This is a genomic window from Nannocystis punicea (genome assembly GCF_026965555.1).
Classification (GTDB): Bacteria; Myxococcota_A; Polyangia; order Nannocystales; family Nannocystaceae; genus Nannocystis; species Nannocystis punicea.
Window position 1 is genome coordinate 2,052,818 of the sequence record NZ_CP114040.1, and the last position, 17,358, is coordinate 2,070,175.

Genomic DNA, 17,358 nt, shown 5'->3' on the forward strand with positions numbered 1-17,358 from the left:
ACGCGCGTCGAGAGGGCGGGCTCGTGGGCGCTCGTGTCGAGTTGGACGGCGAGGGCGCGTGGAGGCGGCCGCGGGAAGTGCTCGCATCGGCGCGCACCGACGCATCGAGCACGTGCCGTCTCATCCCTGGCGCCGCGAGTCGTACGGGGTCGACGGGGCCGAACCCTGGTGTCGTCTCGACGACTCGCGCAGCGGCTCACACGTCGTCGAAGGAGCCGAACCTCGCGTCGTCTCGTCGACGCGCGCCGCGGCTCACACGTGTTCGACGAAGCCGAGCCCCGGCGCTGCGATCACCGGCACCAGATGATCCTCGACGCGGCGCGCGGGCAGCCGACGCGGGTCCACGCTGACGACGCCCAGCCAGGCCTCGCCCGCGCCCGCGAGCGCGGGGGGCACGGGCAGGGGCGCCACGCGGTTGGGGTCGCGCAGCATCGCGGCCACCTCGGCCTGATCGGCGGGCGCGGTCGCGGCGTCGCGCAGGGCCAGCAGCGCCGCGGCGACCCCCTGCAGGTACGGTGCGTCGAAGCGGTGCGGCGCGTCGACGGCGAACACCACCAGGGCGGGGTAGGGCACGTCGCCGGGCTCGAACAGGGCCGGGTCGGCTCGCAGCACGCGGCCGAGCGCCAGCGGCCCCTCGGTCAGCGCCTTGAGGCGGGCCGGGCCGCTGCGGGTCTGGGCGGCCGCGCTGAGCACGAAGCCGGCGATCAGCAGGCCCGCGAACACGGCCATGAAGCCCATGCCGAGGAAGCCCAGGTAGCCGAGCACGCCCGACACCAGGATCCCCAGCGCGCCGACGCCGGCGACCGCGTCGCCGAGGCAGCCGCGGTCGCCGCGGGCCATCCGCTGCAGGTCGTCGTCGAGGCCCCGCGGGGTGGCCTCGTAGCGGCGCCGGGTCTCGGCCAGGGCGAAGGAACGCGGGAGCGGGTTGGCCATGGCCGAAAGGACCTGTCTCGAAGTGCCTGTGCGGAGGGACCTGGTCGAGAGGACCTGTGCGTTCGGCCCTGGTCCGAACGACAGGTGCCCCGCGACGATCGCGGGGCGGGCGAGGGACCGGACCTGGGCGCGAGGCTCGAGGTCAGGTCGGAGAGGGCGCGCACGCGGGAGCGGTCGGAGTCGCTGGGACGAGCGTCGGGCGCGGGGCCCGGGAGCGTGAGGACGCGGTCGAGAGAGCAGCGTCGCGTGCGCCCGCGGAGGCTCGCACGCGACGCTGCGGCCCGTCAATCCGAAGTCGCGACCTGGGCCTCGTCGCCCTCGGTCGGCTCGTCGCCCGCGAGCGCCTCGTCGTCGTCGGCGTGCGCGCCGTCGTCGTCGGCGTGCGCGCCGTCGTCGGGCGCGCCGTCGACGTCGGCCGGCGGCTCGGGGTCGTCGGCCAGGAGCTCTTCGCCGTCGTCGTCGGGCGCCTCGGTGTCCTCCGGCGAGATCTCGAGCTCGGCGGCGGGCTCGGCGGCGACCTCCTCGGGGGCGGCGAGGCCGCGCTCACGCTTGCATTTGAGGCACATGCGGTCGGGCGCGAGCTCGCCGTCGGGCACGTGCATCAGCTTCTGGCCGGGCATGTAGACCCAGGTGCCGTCGCAGGCCGGGACCACGCAGGGCATGATCTCCGCGCCCTCGGGCAGGCCGGCCTCCTCGATCGTCTTGGCGAACTCGCCCTTGGCGCACTCGTCGCACAGCTTGAGCGGGTCCTGCAGCCGACCGGCCAGGAAGGCCTGCAGCTGGGCGCCGGTCTTGTACATCCACACCGACTCGCAGCCGGGCCGGCCGCAGTGGATCTCGCGGTCGGGGTGCTTGCGGCAGAACTCGCGGCAGGTCTCGCACATGCGCTTGGGCGCCGGCGGGTCGAAGTCGACGTCGTCGCTGCCCGACTGCACCCACGCCCGCAGCTGACCGGCGCGGTCCCACGTCCACGTGCGCACGCAGCCGTGCACCTTGCACGGGATCTCGCGCGCGGCCAGGCGCCCGAGCTTCTGCGCGCACAGGCCACACATGCGCTGCGGCGGGCCCTCCGGGTCCGGCACGGCCCGCGCGTGCTGCTTGCGCCGACGCCGGCGCTTCTTGCCCGGCCCGGCCTTGCCGGCCTCGCCGTGCTCGTGCGCCTCGCCGGGCGCCGCGGCCTCGTCTGTCGCCGGGGACATGGCCTCGAGGACAGGCGCGCCGGCCTCGACGGCTGTCTCGGCGGACAGGTCCGAAGGGGCAGCTTCGACCGCCGGCGGCCCAGCCTCGGCCGCGACCGCCTCGTGCGCGCGGGCCTCGACGGCGCGGGCGCGGGCCCGCTGACGCAGGACCCACAGGCGGTGGCGCAGCTGGGCGTCGCGCGACCAGACCCACCCGCGCCGGCAGCCCTCGACCTTGCACGGCATCTCGGCGTCGTGGGTGTCGCGCTCGGCGGCCACGCACTCGTTGCACAGGCGGGCCGGCTTCTTCAGCCGGCCGTGGCGCTGCAGCTCGGCGAGCTGGGCCCCGCGCTTCCACAGCCAGGTGTTGGGGCAGCCGGGGGTGCGGCAGTGGACCTCGCGGTCACTGAGCTCGCTGAACTGCGCCAGGTGCTGGTCGCACATGCGCTCGGGCGGCTTCTGGCCGAAGCCGCGGATCTGCTGGGCGGCGAACCAGGTCCAGGTGTTCTCGCAGCCGGCGATCCGGCACGGCATCTCCTTGTCCTGGACGGCGCTGAACAGCGAGGCGGTCAGCGGCGACGAGGTGTCGCGCCGCGGCGGCGGGGCGCCGCGTCGGTCGTCGCGACGATCGCCGCGCGGGCCGTCGCCCTGGCGCGGACGATCGCCGCGCGGGCCGTCGCGCCGCTCGCCACGCTCGCCGTCGCGCGGCGGGCGAGCCTCGGCTCCACCCTCGCGCGGCGGGCGAGCCTCGGCTCCAGCCGCGCCGCCACCCGCCGACTCGCCGCCCTCGCGCGGACCTCTGCCGCGCTCTCGCCTGGGGCGGTCCTGCTGCGGTCCGCCCGCGGGGCCCGGGCCCGCGGCCCTCGGCCGCGAATCGCGGGCGCTGTTGCTCTTCCGGTCGTCTGCCACGGCCGGAAGTATCAGCCGCCGTCCGCCCGGCGTCCAGTCCGCTCGCCCCGCCCCTCGAAAGCACTATACTGCGACACACCGCTTTTTCCGGAGGTCCCGCTCATGCTCCTCGCGCTACTCATCGGCTGCGGCACCGCCGGCGCCACCTACGCCTACAGCAAGCAGCGACAGGCGACCAACGGCGCCGCGGCAGGCGCCGCCGCGCTGACCGGCGTGAGCTCGGCCGCCGTGGCCTACGCAGCGCTCGTATTCTGGCCGCTCGTGCTGCTCGGTGGGGTCGGCTACCTGTGGATGCGCGGCTCCGGCCCGAAGGCGCTCGGCCCCGGTCGCAGCTGAGGCGCTGCAGAGCGCGAGAAGACGCTGTCCCGCTCCGCGGCGCGCACCTCGGCGAGCATGGCCGGCCCGGTCGAAGGCCGCGAGCTCGGTGCGCGCGAGCAGGGCGCGCCGTGAGCTCGGTCCGCGAGGCGGGAGGCCGTGAGCTCCGCGGCAGCGCGCGGGCGTCGGCGACGTGAGCTCCATCCTGCGAGAGCGGTGTTCAGCGCCGCTCCGGGCGCTTCGAGATCTCCGCGCGCGGCGAGAACGGCGTCCCGCCGCCGCAATCGGCGGTGCGCCGGAGCGGAGCCCGAAGCGGGGGTCGCCGATGGATCGCAGGACGGGCGGCGCCTCGCCTGGGGATCTGCGTCCCCCTGGACGCCGCGCCGGGGATCGCGTGTCATCAGGTCCGATGTGGCGTGGCTTTCGTCCCTTGTTCGTGTGCGCCGGGCTGGTCGCAGGTCTCGCAGCATGGTTGCCGGCGACCCAGGCACACGCGTGCGGCGGCTTCTTCTGCGACCTGGTCAACAACCAGCCGACCCCCGTCGACCAGACCGGCGAGAACATCCTGTTCGCCATCGACGAAGCCGCGGGCACGGTCGAGGCGCACATCCAGATCCAGTACACCGGAGATCCACTGAAGTTCGGGTGGGTCATCCCCGTGAGCGCGGAGCCGGACTTCGCCGTCGGCTCCGAGCTGCTGTTCACCAACCTGCTGGCGGCGACCGTGCCGACCTACAGCTTCACCACCGCGCGCGACTGCTCGGACGACGACGACCGGTCGCTCGGCTGCGTCGCGATCGCCCTCGACGGCGGCTTCGCCGGCAGCGGCGGCGTCGAGACCGACGGCAGCACCGAGGACTCCGGCGGCTTCGAGGTCGTCAAGCGCGAGATCGTCGGGCCGTTCGAGATCGTGGTGCTCAAGGGCGGCTCGGCCGACGAGGTGTGGCAGTGGCTCGACGCGGCCGGCTACTACCAGGATCCCGCCGCCGGGCCGATCATGCAGGAGTACCTCGACGAGGGGTTCTACTTCGCGGCGGCGAAGTTGCTCCACGGGGCCGGGGTCGAGGAGCTGCAGCCGATCGTGATGACCTACGAGGGCACGACCCCGTGCGTGCCGCTGCGGTTGACGGCGATCGCGGCGATGCCCGACATGCCCGTGCGCGTGTTCGGCCTCGGCCACAGCCGCTACGCGCCGTCGACGTACCGCCACGTCGAGCTCAACGACGTGGCGATCGACTGGACCACGAACGCCAGCAACTACACCGAGGTGGTGGCGCGGGCGCTCGACGCCCCGATGGCCGACGGCCACGGCTTCGTCACCGAGTACGCCGGCGGGTCGAACGTGGTCAGCAGAGAGGGCATCTTCAGCGACCGCTGGGACGCGGAGACCTTCGTCGAGGCGGCGCCGATCAACGCCGGCGTGTCGGTGATCGACGCGTTGGCGCTCCAGGGCCTGGTCGACTGCTCGTTCAACCCTTGCTCGTACAACCACCCGCAGCTGCTGCCGCTGCTGCGCACGTACCTGCCGGCGCCGCCGGGGATCCCCGAAGACCTGTTTTATTCCGACATGGCGGCCTACGAGGACATGATCGACCTCGACGCGTGGAGCGGGCCGGCGTTCGCCAACGCCCTGCGCGAGCGGATCATCGACCCCGGCCGCCGCGCGGTCGACCTGCTGGCCCGCTGGCCGTACCTGTCGCGCCTGCTGACGATCCTCTCGCCCGAGGAGATGACCGTCGACCCGGAGTTCATCCAGAACCCCGACCTCGGCGACGTCTCGAACCTCCGCCAGGGGGTCATGCAGCTCCCCTGCGCCGGCTCGAACCGCATGCGCATGCCCAACGGCCGCGGCGTGCTGCTCGACGAGTTCGGCAACTGGCCGACTTTTAAAGACATGCCCGCCGCCCAGCGCGTCGAGCAGATCGCCCCGGCCGGCGCGCCGCAGGTGCTGCAGGACTTCGACGCGGCGATCGTCGCCAGCCTCAAGGCCTCGAACGCCCGCTTCGACTACGACGACGGCGACGGCGTCAGCTGTGCGCTGCGCCGCGGCTCGTGGAGCGCCGCCCTCGGCCTCGGGGTGGTGTTCGTGTTCGCCTGGAGGGGCCGCCGGCGCCGGCCAGCGGCGTGAGCCGGGTGTCCGAAGGGACAGGCGCGCGCTCGCGGCGGCGTCGTCGCGGGCTCGGCTGGCACGGACGATGTCCTCGCGGACAGGTTTGAAGAGACAGGCCGCCGGTCCGTGCCAGGCGCGGCCGTCTCAGGTCGGCTGCAGGAGCGCGGTGATCTCGTCTTCGGGCGCGTCGCGGCGGCGCTGGCTGAAGGTGATGACCACCTTGTCGCCGCCGGCTTCGACCAGGTCGAGCTGGTCGACGTCGCCGGTGTGCGGGTCGAGGTGGACCACGAGGTCGCGGATCTCCCGGCGGGCGGGGTGGTCGCGGCGCGGGGTGATCGCCAGCAGGTGGCCGGGGCCGCGGGGGACCGTCAGGCGGGCGTCGAGCTGCAGCGCGGCGGCCGGCTCGCCGGCGCCCTCGGGGACGCTGAAGAGCGCGAGGACATGTTCGAACAGCCAGGTGACCGTCGGGCTCGGGGCCTCGGCGAGGGCAGGCAGGGCGGGGTCGTTGGGCCGGATCTCCAGCCGCCCGCGCGACAGGCGGGTGGTCACCCCCGCGCGGGTGTCGTCGCGCAGGACCAGAGTGTCGGGGGCGCGCGCGAGCAGCGTGCCCGCCGTCTTGAGCGGCTCCTGCAGCAGCGTCGACTGGCGCGTGAGCGCGTAGCGGGCCACCAGCACCCGCGTGCCCGCGGCCGCCTTGGCCCACAGCTCCAGCCGTCGCGCCAGCTGGCGATCGACGACCGGGGCCTGGGCGCGGGCGCGGCCGGCCGTCAGCGCGAGGGCGCCGGCGGCGAGGCGGAGGAACGAGCGGCGCGGGCGCATGGGGTCAGGCGGGCGGAGCGGGGCGGGTCGAGAGGACATGTGTCATGGGACAGGTTCTTTTCGACATGGCGCAATGGGCCTGTCCCTGGGGGCCTGTGCGGACGAACATGTCTTGAGGGACCTGGCGCATCAGGCATCTCGGGTGGGGCGGCGGACGAAGCGGTCGGCGGCGCGGCTGGTGAGGGAGTAGAGCAGGGGGCCGACGAGGCCGCCGACGCCGTGGGCGGCGAGGACGGCCAGGCCGGCGGCGATGCCGAGCGAGCGCCAGACCGGCTCGGGGGCGGCCAGGAGGGCCAGGGCGGCGGCGAGCGGGCCGAGGGCGTTGGCCAGGCGGCCGGGGTCGATCCACGGGCGGCCGGCGGCCAGGGCCTGGACGGCGCGCAGGCCGGCGACCACCGCGGCCGAGCCGGCCAGCAGGAACACGGGGAGCGTCAGCGGGCCGAACGAGCGGTGGAGCAGGTGGAGCAGGACGAGCAGGCCGCACTGGGCGACGATGGCCGCCAGGGCCAGGGCCAGGGCCAGGGCCAGGCGCCGCGTCGCCAGCCACACCACCAGCGCCGACAGCCACGCGCCGGCGGCCGCGACGGCGCCGGCGCGGGCGGAGAAGCGGTCGTGTTCGGCGCGGGCGAACACGCCGGGGCCGCGGAGGTCGAGCGCGGCCGGCAGGGCGGCCTGTTCGCCGGCCAGGTAGACGCGGGTGAGCACGCCGTCGGGGCCGAACTTGGCGGTCAGCCACGGGCCGAGCGGGCCGGCCAGCGCCGACTCGGGGCTCGGCGGGTCGCGCAGGTCGTCGCCGGCGCCGCGGATGAACTCGCCGAACGCGTCGGGGCGCATGCCGAACTCGGCGATCGTCGCGCGCAGCAGCTCGAGCCGGCCGCGGATGTCGAGCGCCAGCAGGCCGTCGACGCGGGCCTTGAGCTCGGGCTCCGCGACCACGAACGCCCCCGGCGCGTCGAGCCGATCGATCTGCGTCGGCACCAGCGCCAGCAGCGACGGCAACAGCTCCGCCGCCCGCGACAGCGCCTCCTCCGGGGTCGCGCCGGGGCTGTGGATCGTCGCCACCTCCTCGGGGCGGAAGAACTCGGCGCGCACCGCCGCCTCGGCCGCCGCCAGCTCGGGGTCGGCCAGCGGCAGCGGGCTCGGGCTGTCGAAACGGACATGTCTGGAAGACCATGCCCCGAGGGACAGGACCACCGCGCACGCGGCCGCGGCCGGGAGGGCCGCGCGCAGGCGCAGCGGCGGCGGGTCGGGGCGGCCGAAGGGGGCCCGCTCCGCGGCCGGTTTGCCGAGCCAGGCGGCGAGCGCGGGCTGGACCAGGCGGCGGGCCAGCCCGGCGGCCGCGAGGCCCGCGGCCCAGGCGAGACCCCAGGTCTGCCAGGCCGGGTACGGCGTGAGAAGGAGTGGGGTCAGCGCGAGGGCGGAGAGAGCCGTAATCGTCCAGTCGGGGCGCGCCGGAGCGGCGGAGATGCCGACGGCGAGCGCGAGCAGCGGCAGGTCGAGCAGGCCGAGCGGCGCGACCAGGGCCGCCAGCAGGGCCGCAGGGCCGAGGATCGCCAGCAGCAGGGCGACCACGGGGCGCACGCTGCGGAACGCGAGGGCGAGGACCAGGGTGAGCGCGGCGGCGAGGGTGGTGAGCACCCGCGGAGCGGCGGCCAGGGCCGCGGCGGCCGCTTCGTCGCGGGCCGGGGCGCCGACCACGGCGAGCGAGACGGGGTGGCCGGCGACGAGCGCGGCTGCGCTGGCGCGGAGTTCATGAACCGGAGCGCCGGTGTGGAAGCACAGGAGGGCGCTGCGCCCGTCGGGGCTCACCAGGTCGCCGCGAACCGTCGGCTCGGGGCCGGCGGCGGCCAGGAAGCCGAGGCTCGCGGAGCGCTGGGGGGCGAGCTCTGCGAGGCGCAGCGGGTCGCGGCGCAGGTCGTCGCCGACGAGCCCGGCGAACGGGCTGGCGAGCCTGGCCCGGGCCCCGGCGATCGCCGTACGCAGGGCCTCGGGCGCGAGCCGGTCGGCGAGGGCGGAGTGGTGCTCGCGCGGCAGCAGCGAGAGCGCGTGCGCGTCGAGCCAGCGGCGCGCCTCGGCCGGCGGCGGGGCCAGCGGGCACCGTCCGGCGAGCGGCTCCAGTGCCGCGATCGCGGCCTCGAGGGCCTCGTCGGGCGCGCCGTCGTCGAGGTGGACCCGCAAGTCGATCTCGATCACAGGTCGATGCGCTGCGGGGATCAGACCCCACACCTGCGCTTCGGTGCCTCGAGCCCCCGCGACGAGCCCCAGCGCGGCGCAAACGGCGAGCCACGCGAGGGCCGTGAGGGTCGGGCGAGGGGGCACCTGTGCAGAAGTATATCACCACCGAATGGTGAGGTTGAAGCGGCTGCGATACGTGCCATGAAGTGGCATCATCACGGGATAAGCTTGGAATGGGTTGGGATGGATCACCGGGACCGCTCTTCGGAACCAAGATGTCCTCGCTGCTACAGCCCTCGATCTTCGAGCCGCAAGCCGCCCCTATCAATCGCTACGCCGAGCTCGTGGAGCGCGAGGGCATCGCGTGGGTGCTGCGGTTCTTCCCCTCGGTGGCGCTGAGCCCGGGCCGCCTGCGCAAGCTGCAGGCCGCGAAGTTCGCCCGCCTGGCGGCGCGCGGGCTGCCGCGGGCGCCGCTCGCCGAGCTGCGCCTGGTGTGCGACTGGATCACCTGGCTCTTCTTCTACGACGACGCGCTGTGCGACGACGTCGTCGCCGCCCCCGAGCCGCTCAAGCGTCTGCACGAGGCGCAGGTGCGGATGTCCGCGGTGCTCCGCGGCAGCCCTGCGCTCGAGGACGACGAGCCGCTCGTGCACATGCTCGCGGAGCTCGGCGCACGCACCGCTGCGTGGGCTGCGCCAGGCTTCATGCCGCGGTTCGTCGCCGAGGTGGAGCGCTATTTTCAGAGCAACGTGTGGGAGCTGCGGAACCTGCTGCACCAGCTCCGACCCGCGCTGCCGATCTACCTGAAGATGCGACCCTTCACCGGCGCGGCGGGCGTGGTGTTCGCGCTCATCGAGCTCATCCGTCACGAGTCGCTCGGAGAGGTCCGCCAGCACGTGGTCGTACAACAGCTCGAGCTGCTGGCCAACAACGCCATCTGCTGGGCCAACGACATCGGCTCGCTCGAGAAGGAGATGGTCGAGCAGAACCCGCACAACCTCGTGCTCGTGCTGCAGGCCGACCAGGGCATCACGCTCGACGAGGCCCTGGCCCGCGCGGTGGCGATGCAAGGCGCCGAGGAGGACGCGTTCGACGCCCTCGCCGCCAGCCTGCGCGACTACGACGGGCTCTCCTCACCCGCAGTCCTCGGCTACGTCGCCGACCTGGGGTCTTTCGTCCGCGGCAACTTCGTGTGGATGCAGGAGACGATGCGCTACCGCGCCCGCCTCAGCATGCGCAGCTACGGCAGCGCTGCGGCCTGAAACCAGCGCTGCGGCTCGCGGCCCGCGCTACGGCTGGAGCTGCCGCTCGAGAGGGCGCTGCTGCAGCTTCGCGACTCGAGGCAGGCCTGCAGCGCCAGCGTCGCGGCGCTCGGGGCAGCGTGCTGGACGCTGCGGTGGATGCGTCCTCGAGGCTCGCGCGGCACTGGAGTGTGTGACGGGCGAGTCCTCGGCAGGCGAAGGTCGCGAGTCCGCGGCGAGGCGCGAGGTGACGGCTCGCAACGCGACTCGAGTCGCGACCGCGAGCCCCTGGCGGGCGACGCGGGGGCCAGGGGGCAGGCGCTGCGCGAGGACGGCAGCGGCAGCGGGGAGCGGCGCAGGCCTCGCGAGCTGCGGCGCGGCGCACACAGCAGCGCCGATGCTGGAGGACCAGCGTTGCCGCCGGTGACGTCGCGGCCGCTCGGGGCGCGGGGGCCGTGAGGGCCGCGGGGGACCTGCGGCGCTCGCGGCGGCAGGTTCGCTAGTCCGGCGGGGTCGTGCTAAAGAGGACGGGTCGTCCAGGCCTGTGCCGAGCTCCCTCTGGAACAGACTCCGCGCCGCGATGCTCTGGGGGGTCCCCTATACGGGCTCGCCGGCCCTCGCGGCGCGCGTGATGTTGACCAACCAAGTCTTCGTCGTCTGCCTCGCGGTCATCCTCGCGTACATCTGCCTGTTCGTCGCGCTCGGCCTGTACACGGAGGCGCTGACGGTCATCCCGTTCTGGCTGTCGTACCTCGCGTGCATGTTCGCCAACAAGTTCGGGTGGTTCAACGTGTCGCGCATCGGCCTGTGCATCTGCTGCTGCACCGCGATCGTGTTCTTCGCCTCGATGCTGGGCGAGCCGTCGGGCCTGCAGTTCATCATGTTCCCGATCATCGGCTTCCCGCTGGTCTGCTTCGAGGCGCGTGAGCGGACGCAGATCGTGTTCTGCATGGCGGTGGTGGTCATCAGCTTCTTCGTCGGCGAGCTGTCCGACTACTCGCTGGCGCCGCGCTCGGCGGTCACCTCGGCGGCCCAGCACTGGATCTACCTGCTGATGATCCTGACGACCTTCACGCTGACGCTCGGGCCGACGCTGCTGTTCTTCCTCGCCAGCCACCGCGCCGAGGGCCGGCTCATCCACTCGAACACCGAGCTGCAGCGCGTCAACGACCAGCTGAACCGCGCCCGCGACGAGGCCATCCGCGCCAACCAGGCCAAGAGCTTCTTCCTCGCCAACATGAGCCACGAGCTGCGCACGCCGCTCAACGCGATCATCGGCTACGCCGAGCTGCTGCGCGACGAGCTCGAGGACGAGGGCGTGCGCGCGGCCAGCGTCGACCTCGAGAAGATCCGCGGCGCCGGCAAGTACCTCCTCAACATCATCAACGACGTCCTCGACCTGTCGAAGATCGAGGCCGGGCGCATCGACATGTTCTGGGAGACGTTCGCGCTCGACGACCTCGTCGACGACGTCGCCGGCATGATCCGCCCGCAGGCCGAGGCCCGGCGCAACCGCCTCGAGCTGGTCCGCCCGCCCGCGGGGCTCGGGGCGGTCACGGTCGACAAGACCCGCCTGCGCCAGGCGCTGGTCAACCTGCTGCACAACGCCTGCAAGTTCACCGAGGCCGGCGTGGTCAAGCTCGCGGTCGCGCGCGAGCCCGGCCGCCAGGGCGACGCGATCGACGAGTGGGTGGTCTTCAAGATCAGCGACTCGGGCATCGGCATGTCGCCGGAGATCGTGCGCGAGCTGTTCCAACCGTTCTCGCGCGGCGATCTCGAGTCGTCGCGCAAGTACGAGGGCACCGGGCTCGGCCTGGCGATCAGCCGCCGCCTGGTGCGGATGATGGGCGGCGACATCACCGTCGAGAGCACCCCGGGCATGGGCTCGACCTTCACCGTGCGGATCCCCGCTCACGCGACCCTGGCAAATTCGAGCGGCAGCGGCTCGCAGACCGCGACCGGCTCGCAGGTCGCCGTCGTGAGCAGCTCCTACTCGGCCAGCGCCAGCAGCTCCTTCTCGTGGATCGGGGGCTCGTGAGGCGGTCCCCGGCCCGAAGCCGCGCCCGGCCCGCGATCCGGCGAGCCGATGCTCCGGTGATTTCGGGGCTCGACGGCCCGCGGCATCCCCGTGCTAAGGTCGGCCCCGGGGGGCGGTGAACGGTGAAGACGGCGCCGAGCAAGCGGGGGCCGACGTCGAACAAGTACGCGCTCGAGCTCCACGGCAAGCCGTGCGGGTGGCTCACCGACGTCTCGGGCGCCCTCGCCGTCGGTGAGCTCGGCGGCGAAGGCCGGCCCGACCGCTACGAGGAGCTGACGCTGCGCTGCTGGCCGGGCATGCCGCACGAGTTCTACGCATGGGTCGCGGCGTCGATGACGAGCCGGCCGACGCCGGCCCGCGGCGAGGTGATCCTCGCCGACGACGGCAACGCCGAGATGAGCCGCCTCAGCTTCGTCGGCGGCGTGATCACCGAGCTGGCGCTGGCCTCGTACGAATATGGCTTTCGGGACAGCTTGAAGCTCAACCTCAAGTTCAGCCCGCACAGCTCGAAGCGCAGCTACGCGGGCGGCCACCTCGGCGGCGAGGTGATCGAGGCCCGAAGGCCGCTGCCCGCCACCGACCCCGAGCTGCACATCGACGGCCTCGAGGAGGCGTGCAGCCAGGTGCGGCGGATCGAGGGCCTGACGATCCGCCAGCGCATCGAGCGGCCGCCCGGCGACGACGGGATATACACGGTCCGCCGGGTCGCGCCGGCGGTGGTCGGCCGGCTCGCGCTGGTGCTGGCGGAGAACAAGGCGCTCGGGTTCACGCGCTGGCTCGAGGCGGTCGAGGCCGGGCGCAGCAACGGGCGCGCCGCGACCTTGACGCTTGGCGCGCCCGCGGTCGGCTTCACCGTGGTGCTGCAGCAGGTGCGCCCGGCGCGGATCGTCGAGGAGCCGGGCGAGGTCGGCGACAGCCGCCGGCGCGAGCTGCGGGTCGAGCTCGACGCCCGCGGCGTGGAGTTCGCGTTCGCGCCGGTCCGCGAAGCCGTGGTATAGGCCCGGCATCGTGCAGCTGAACCCGGCCCAGCAGGCGGCGGTCGAGCACCGCGGCTCGCCGCTCCTCGTGCTCGCCGGCGCGGGCACCGGCAAGACCCGCGTGATCACCCACCGCGTCGCCGCGCTCATGGACGAGGGCGTGCCGCCGTGGCGGATCCTCGCCGTCACCTTCACCAACAAGGCCGCCGCCGAGATGCGCGCGCGCATCGAGAAGATGTGCGAGGGCAAGGTCGACGTGTCGCAGCTGTGGGTCGGCACGTTCCACTCGATCTCGGCGCGGATCCTCCGTCGCCACGGCGAGTCGGTCGGCCTGTCGCGCAACTTCGCCATCTACGACACCGACGACCAGACCCGCCTGATGAAGCGCGTGTTCAAGGAGCTGAACCGCGACGAGGACCAGGTCAAGCCGCGGGCGATCCTCGGCCACCTCGACCAGCTGAAGAACCGCGGCCTCACCATCGACCAGGTCGACCAGCTCGGGCTCGAGGGCTTCATGACCCGCCTGACGGCGCTGCTCGGCCGCCGCTACCAGGAGCTGCTCCGCGCCGCCGACGCGGCCGACTTCGGCGACCTGCTGGTGCTCGCGGTCAAGCTGCTCGAGAAGGCAGGTACGGAGCAGCCGCGGCCCGGGGCGCAGCTGGTCGACGTCGACCCGGTGATCGGGCTCAAGCGGCGGTTCCTCCACGTCGTGGTCGACGAGTACCAGGACACCAACCCGGTGCAGGCGCGGCTGGTCGAGCTGCTGTCGGGCCGGGCGCAGCTGTGCGTGGTCGGCGACGACGACCAGGCGATCTACGGCTGGCGCGGCGCCGACGTGTCGCAGATCCTCGGCTTCCCCGACCGCCAGCCCGGCTGCGAGCTGATCCGCCTCGAGCAGAACTACCGCAGCACCGGCCACATCCTCCGCTGCGCCGACGCGATCATCCGCCGCAACGAGGGCCGGCTCGGCAAGACGCTGTGGAGCGAGCTCGGCGACGGCGCGCTGGTGACCCTGCGCGCCTGCGAGGACGAGCGCGAGGAGGCCCGCTTCGTCGTCAACGAGATCCTCGACGCGCTCAACGAGGACATCCCGCCGGACGAGATCGCGGTCTTCTACCGCACGCACGCGCAGTCCCGCGTCATCGAGCAGCAGCTCACCGACAACGGCATGCGCTACGCGATCTTCGGCGGCCTCGGGTTCTTCGAGCGCAAGGAGATCAAGGACGCGCTGGCCTACCTGCGCCTGCTGCAGAACCCGAACAGCGACCTCGACTTCACCCGCATCGTCAACGAGCCGGCCCGCGGGATCGGCGACACCACCGTCGGCCGCCTCACCACGCTGGCGGCCAACCGCAACGTCTCGCTGCTCACCGTGGCCAGGAGCCCCGAGGAGGCCGGGGTCAGCGGCGCCGCGGCCAAGCGACTGCACGTGTTCGTCGCCATGATCGACGAGCTCACCGCCCGCCTGCACGCGAAGGTGCCGCTCGGTCAGCTCGCCGCCGAGGTGCTCGAAAGGACAGGTTATCGCGACGCCCTGGTCCACGAGGGCAGCGAGGAGTCGGAGGCGCGGGTCGAGAACCTCGACGAGTTCGTCGGCGCGCTCAACGACTTCGCGCAGGACAACCCGGACCAGACGCTGGCCGACTACCTCGAGCAGGTCAGCCTGGTCAGCGACGCCGACGGCGGCGGCCACGGCGAGGTCCGAGCCGTGCGGTTGATGACGATCCACAGCGCCAAGGGGCTCGAGTTCGAGAAGGTCATCCTCACCGGCATGGAAGAGAAGGTCTTCCCGCACTCGCGGGTGATCGCCGGCGAGGAGGCGGCGCGCGAGGAGGGCCGGCGGCTGCGGCCCGAGGAGCGGGCGCAGATCGAGGAGGAGCGGCGGCTCGCCTACGTCGCGGTCACGCGGGCCAAGCGGCAGCTGGTGGTGACGTGGGCCAAGCGGCGGCGGCTCTACAACCAGGAGTTCATCGGCACGCCGTCGCGATTCGTGCGCGACCTGCCGCCGGACTCGGTGCGGGGGCGGGTGCCCGGGGTGGTCCGCCGCGAGGCGGTCGGGGTGCCGGCGGGGCTGTCGTTGCCGAGCGCGCCGCCGCGAGCGCCGGCGCCCGCGCGCGAGTCGTCGTGGAACAGCGACATCGTCTACGACGAGGGGGTCGCGGCCGCGCCGACGCGCCGCGGGCCCGCCGCAGTCCAGGGCGACGCGCCGACGCTGTACAAGGGCATGGCGGTGCGTCACCGCCAGTACGGCGAGGGAACGCTGGTCGGGTGGGACGGCACCGGCAGCAACCTCAAGCTCGCCATCAACTTCCCCGTCGTCGGCGTGAAGACGATCCTGGCCCGCTTCTGCGAGCCGCTGTGATCCTCTCCCGGCCACAGTGCTAAGCTCCCGGCGATGCTGCGCGCCATCGTCGTCGTCGTCCTCGCCGCCGTCGCGGCCACCCCCGCCTGCAAGGGCTCGGAATCCGCGTTGCCGGCCGGCGAGGTCGGCGGGGGCGAGCCGTCGCGGGTCCCCCTGGTGCCCAAGGACCATGCCCTTTACGCCAGGTTCGAAGGGACAGCTTTTGAGAACGCCTGCAGCGACGACGCCGCCTGCAGCAAGGGCGGCTGCTCGAGCGAGGTGTGCGCCAGCGGCGATCAGCCGCCCGGCACCTGTGACGTGCCGGAGGTCCAGATCCCCGCGGCGGCGAACTGCGGCTGCGTCGCCGGCGAGTGCGTGTGGTGGTCCGACGGCAGCCTCACTCTGGCGGCCGCCGCCGAGAAGCCGACCCCCGCCGAGCAGGCCGGCCCGCGCTGCGGCGACGTCACCTGCGCCGCCGGTGAGACCTGCATCGAGTACTACGGCATCGCCGGCCCGCGCGGCCCCAAGTTCCAGACCTGTGGGATCCCCTGTCCCCACGGCAAGTGCGCCGATGGCAAGAAGTGCATCACCATCGCCGACGGGCCCGGGCCCGTGTGTCAGTGACGACGCACGGCCGAGCCCGCTGTCACGCGGACGCGTCCGCCGATGCGTGTGCCATGAATGTCGCGAATGCCGGGATCTCGAGCGTGCTTTCGAGGTCCGCGAGGCTGTCTGAAGGGACAGGCCCGAAGCGCCAGGCGATCCACCGGGAGTGACGGCCAGACGCGAACGAGAGCAGTTCGCCCGGACGTGGGGTCCGTGAGGGACACCCGCGGGGCCGGCGAAACCGCGCAACTCTGCTTGTGGGGCCGCGCGCGGGCAGTTAGCGTCGCGAGCATGAAGCTCCGATCGCTCACCCCGCTCCTCGTCGTCCTGATGGCGCCGATCGTCGGTTGCACCAAGGACGACAACAAGAACACCTCGACCTCCGACGGCTCCGGCGGCGGCGCGTGGGCGGTCGGCGAGGACGCGACGATGGTCCGCCTCAACCCCGCGGGCGATGTCTGGTACTACCCGCTCGAGATCGAGGGCGACCTGCTGGCGATCGCGTGCAAGGGCCAGGAGACCGGCATGGCGGTCGGCGAGGACGGGGTGGTGCTGCGCACCGACGACAGCGGCGAGAGCTGGACGCAGATCGACGTCGGCACGCGCGCCCGCCTGCGCTCGGTGATCTTCTCCGGCACGACCCCGGCGTACATCGCCGGCGACGGCATCGTGCTCCGCTCGGATGACGACGGCCGCAGCTTCACGCCGGTGCCCGACGCCGAGGGCGACTTCACGGCGGTGACGACGACGGCGAAGGGGACGCTCGCGTGGCTGACGACGGCGAGCGGGCAGATCTGGCAGCTCGACGGGGAGACGCTGACGCCCGTGTTCACGACGTCGGAGGGCCCGCTGTCGGGCATCGCGGCGACGCCCGACGGCGGGAGCGTGGTGGCCGTGGGCGCCGGCGGCCTGGTGCTCCGCTCCGACGACGGCGGCGCGAAGTGGGCGAGCGTGACGACCCCCACCAGCCGCGACCTGCACGCGGTACGAATCTCCCGCACCGCCGACCTCGTGGTCGCAGTGGGCGCGGCCGGCGTGGTGCTGCGCCTCGACGACGAGCTCGGCGCCAGCGCCGAGGAGCTGCTCGAGCCTGGCCTCGCGCTGCGAGCCCTGCACCTGTCGATCGACGGCCACGGCCACGCGGTCGGCGACCACGGGGTGGTCGTGCACTCGAACGACGCGGGGCTGGCATGGGAGGCGCTCGACCTCGGCCTCGAGGAGGCGCTGTTCGGCCTCGACGACCTGCACGGCGAGGCGCACCTGTGAGAATTTTTAAAGATTAACAAGTAGGCGCGAGGGACAGGCACCTCATGCCTCGCCCGCTCTCGTGCGGAGAGCGGTGGCGTGGATGGCGGGCGGGACATGTCCCTCGCGTCATGAGAGAAAGGGCATGTCCGTGAGGACATGCCCTTTCGTCATGGTAGACCAGCGGCGCCTCGGTCACGCCTGCAGCCGCAAGCCGCGGCGCGAGGATGGCGCGAAGGAGTGGCCGTCAGGTTGTCCGGCGAGGTTGTCGTCGTGGCGCGGCGAGCCGGCGATCCCCGCGTGGAATTCGAGTCGCCGCGAGAATGGCGCGCTGCGCCATCGCATGTCCGGGAGGCCATGGGCTGGTGCGGCGCTCCGTCGATCCCGCGTGCGATGCGAGTCGCGGCGAGCTGTCGACCCGCGTGCAGGGTCGCAGCGAGAAGGGTGCGACGTGGCCACCGCGCCATGGTT

Annotated in this window: 12 protein-coding genes; 8 read left to right on the plus strand and 4 right to left on the minus strand. The window is 73.2% G+C overall.

Translation table 11 applies throughout. The features are described from left to right. Positions 1 to 252: 252 nt before the first annotated feature. Together O0S08_RS07940 and O0S08_RS07945 are read right to left on the minus strand one after the other, a co-directional pair. Positions 253 to 933, minus strand: a complete 681-nt coding sequence (locus O0S08_RS07940) for a hypothetical protein (RefSeq protein WP_269038423.1) — start codon at positions 931 to 933, stop codon at positions 253 to 255. 284 nt (positions 934 to 1,217) lie between these two features. Then, complete coding sequence (locus O0S08_RS07945; RefSeq protein ID WP_269038424.1) at positions 1,218 to 3,020, minus strand: hypothetical protein; 1,803 nt, start codon at positions 3,018 to 3,020, stop codon at positions 1,218 to 1,220. A 102-nt stretch (positions 3,021 to 3,122) separates the two neighbouring features. On the opposite strand from O0S08_RS07945, the gene O0S08_RS07950 reads away from it, so the two are divergent. Then, on the plus strand, positions 3,123 to 3,356 hold the full coding sequence (locus O0S08_RS07950) for a hypothetical protein (RefSeq protein WP_269038425.1): 234 nt from the start codon (positions 3,123 to 3,125) through the stop codon (positions 3,354 to 3,356). A gap of 415 nt (positions 3,357 to 3,771) precedes the next feature. Beyond that, the gene (locus O0S08_RS07955) at positions 3,772 to 5,463 is read left to right on the plus strand and encodes a DUF2330 domain-containing protein (protein ID WP_269041944.1); all 1,692 of its coding nucleotides are present in this window, start codon (positions 3,772 to 3,774) and stop codon (positions 5,461 to 5,463) included. Between the two features lie 126 nt (positions 5,464 to 5,589). Here O0S08_RS07955 and O0S08_RS07960 read toward each other — a convergent pair whose 3' ends face one another. Beyond that, entirely contained in the window at positions 5,590 to 6,264 is a 675-nt protein-coding gene (locus O0S08_RS07960) for a LolA-like protein (RefSeq protein WP_269038426.1), read from the minus strand. 129 nt (positions 6,265 to 6,393) lie between these two features. Beyond that, positions 6,394 to 8,583: an MMPL family transporter gene (locus tag O0S08_RS07965; protein WP_269038427.1), complete on the minus strand. Its 2,190-nt coding sequence runs from the start codon at positions 8,581 to 8,583 to the stop codon at positions 6,394 to 6,396. A 131-nt stretch (positions 8,584 to 8,714) separates the two neighbouring features. Here O0S08_RS07965 and O0S08_RS07970 point away from each other — a divergent pair, with 131 nt between their 5' ends. From O0S08_RS07970 to O0S08_RS07995, 6 genes are all read left to right on the plus strand, one after another. Continuing rightward, on the plus strand, positions 8,715 to 9,701 hold the full coding sequence (locus O0S08_RS07970) for a terpene synthase family protein (RefSeq protein WP_269038428.1): 987 nt from the start codon (positions 8,715 to 8,717) through the stop codon (positions 9,699 to 9,701). A 559-nt stretch (positions 9,702 to 10,260) separates the two neighbouring features. Next, on the plus strand, positions 10,261 to 11,718 hold the full coding sequence (locus tag O0S08_RS07975; protein ID WP_269038429.1) for a sensor histidine kinase: 1,458 nt from the start codon (positions 10,261 to 10,263) through the stop codon (positions 11,716 to 11,718). 122 nt (positions 11,719 to 11,840) lie between these two features. Beyond that, entirely contained in the window at positions 11,841 to 12,716 is an 876-nt protein-coding gene (locus O0S08_RS07980; RefSeq protein WP_269038430.1) for a hypothetical protein, read from the plus strand. Between the two features lie 10 nt (positions 12,717 to 12,726). After that, positions 12,727 to 15,057, plus strand: coding sequence for an ATP-dependent helicase (locus tag O0S08_RS07985; protein ID WP_269038431.1), 2,331 nt, complete (start codon positions 12,727 to 12,729; stop codon positions 15,055 to 15,057). Between the two features lie 33 nt (positions 15,058 to 15,090). Then, positions 15,091 to 15,660: a hypothetical protein gene (locus O0S08_RS07990; protein ID WP_269038432.1), complete on the plus strand. Its 570-nt coding sequence runs from the start codon at positions 15,091 to 15,093 to the stop codon at positions 15,658 to 15,660. A 273-nt stretch (positions 15,661 to 15,933) separates the two neighbouring features. Next, entirely contained in the window at positions 15,934 to 16,908 is a 975-nt protein-coding gene (locus O0S08_RS07995; RefSeq protein ID WP_269038433.1) for a WD40/YVTN/BNR-like repeat-containing protein, read from the plus strand. Positions 16,909 to 17,358: the final 450 nt, after the last annotated feature.

Excerpts from the sequence above, each read along its gene's own strand:
- O0S08_RS07990 (WP_269038432.1), top strand. The coding sequence starts at position 15,091 with ATGCTGCGCGCCATCGTCGTCGTCGTCCTCGCCGCCGTCGCGGCCACC.
- O0S08_RS07960 (WP_269038426.1), bottom strand. The coding sequence starts at position 6,264 with ATGCGCCCGCGCCGCTCGTTCCTCCGCCTCGCCGCCGGCGCCCTCGCG.
- O0S08_RS07970 (WP_269038428.1), top strand. The coding sequence starts at position 8,715 with ATGTCCTCGCTGCTACAGCCCTCGATCTTCGAGCCGCAAGCCGCCCCT.
- O0S08_RS07950 (WP_269038425.1), top strand. The coding sequence starts at position 3,123 with ATGCTCCTCGCGCTACTCATCGGCTGCGGCACCGCCGGCGCCACCTAC.
- O0S08_RS07940 (WP_269038423.1), bottom strand. The coding sequence starts at position 933 with ATGGCCAACCCGCTCCCGCGTTCCTTCGCCCTGGCCGAGACCCGGCGC.
- O0S08_RS07995 (WP_269038433.1), top strand. The coding sequence starts at position 15,934 with ATGAAGCTCCGATCGCTCACCCCGCTCCTCGTCGTCCTGATGGCGCCG.
- O0S08_RS07975 (WP_269038429.1), top strand. The coding sequence starts at position 10,261 with ATGCTCTGGGGGGTCCCCTATACGGGCTCGCCGGCCCTCGCGGCGCGC.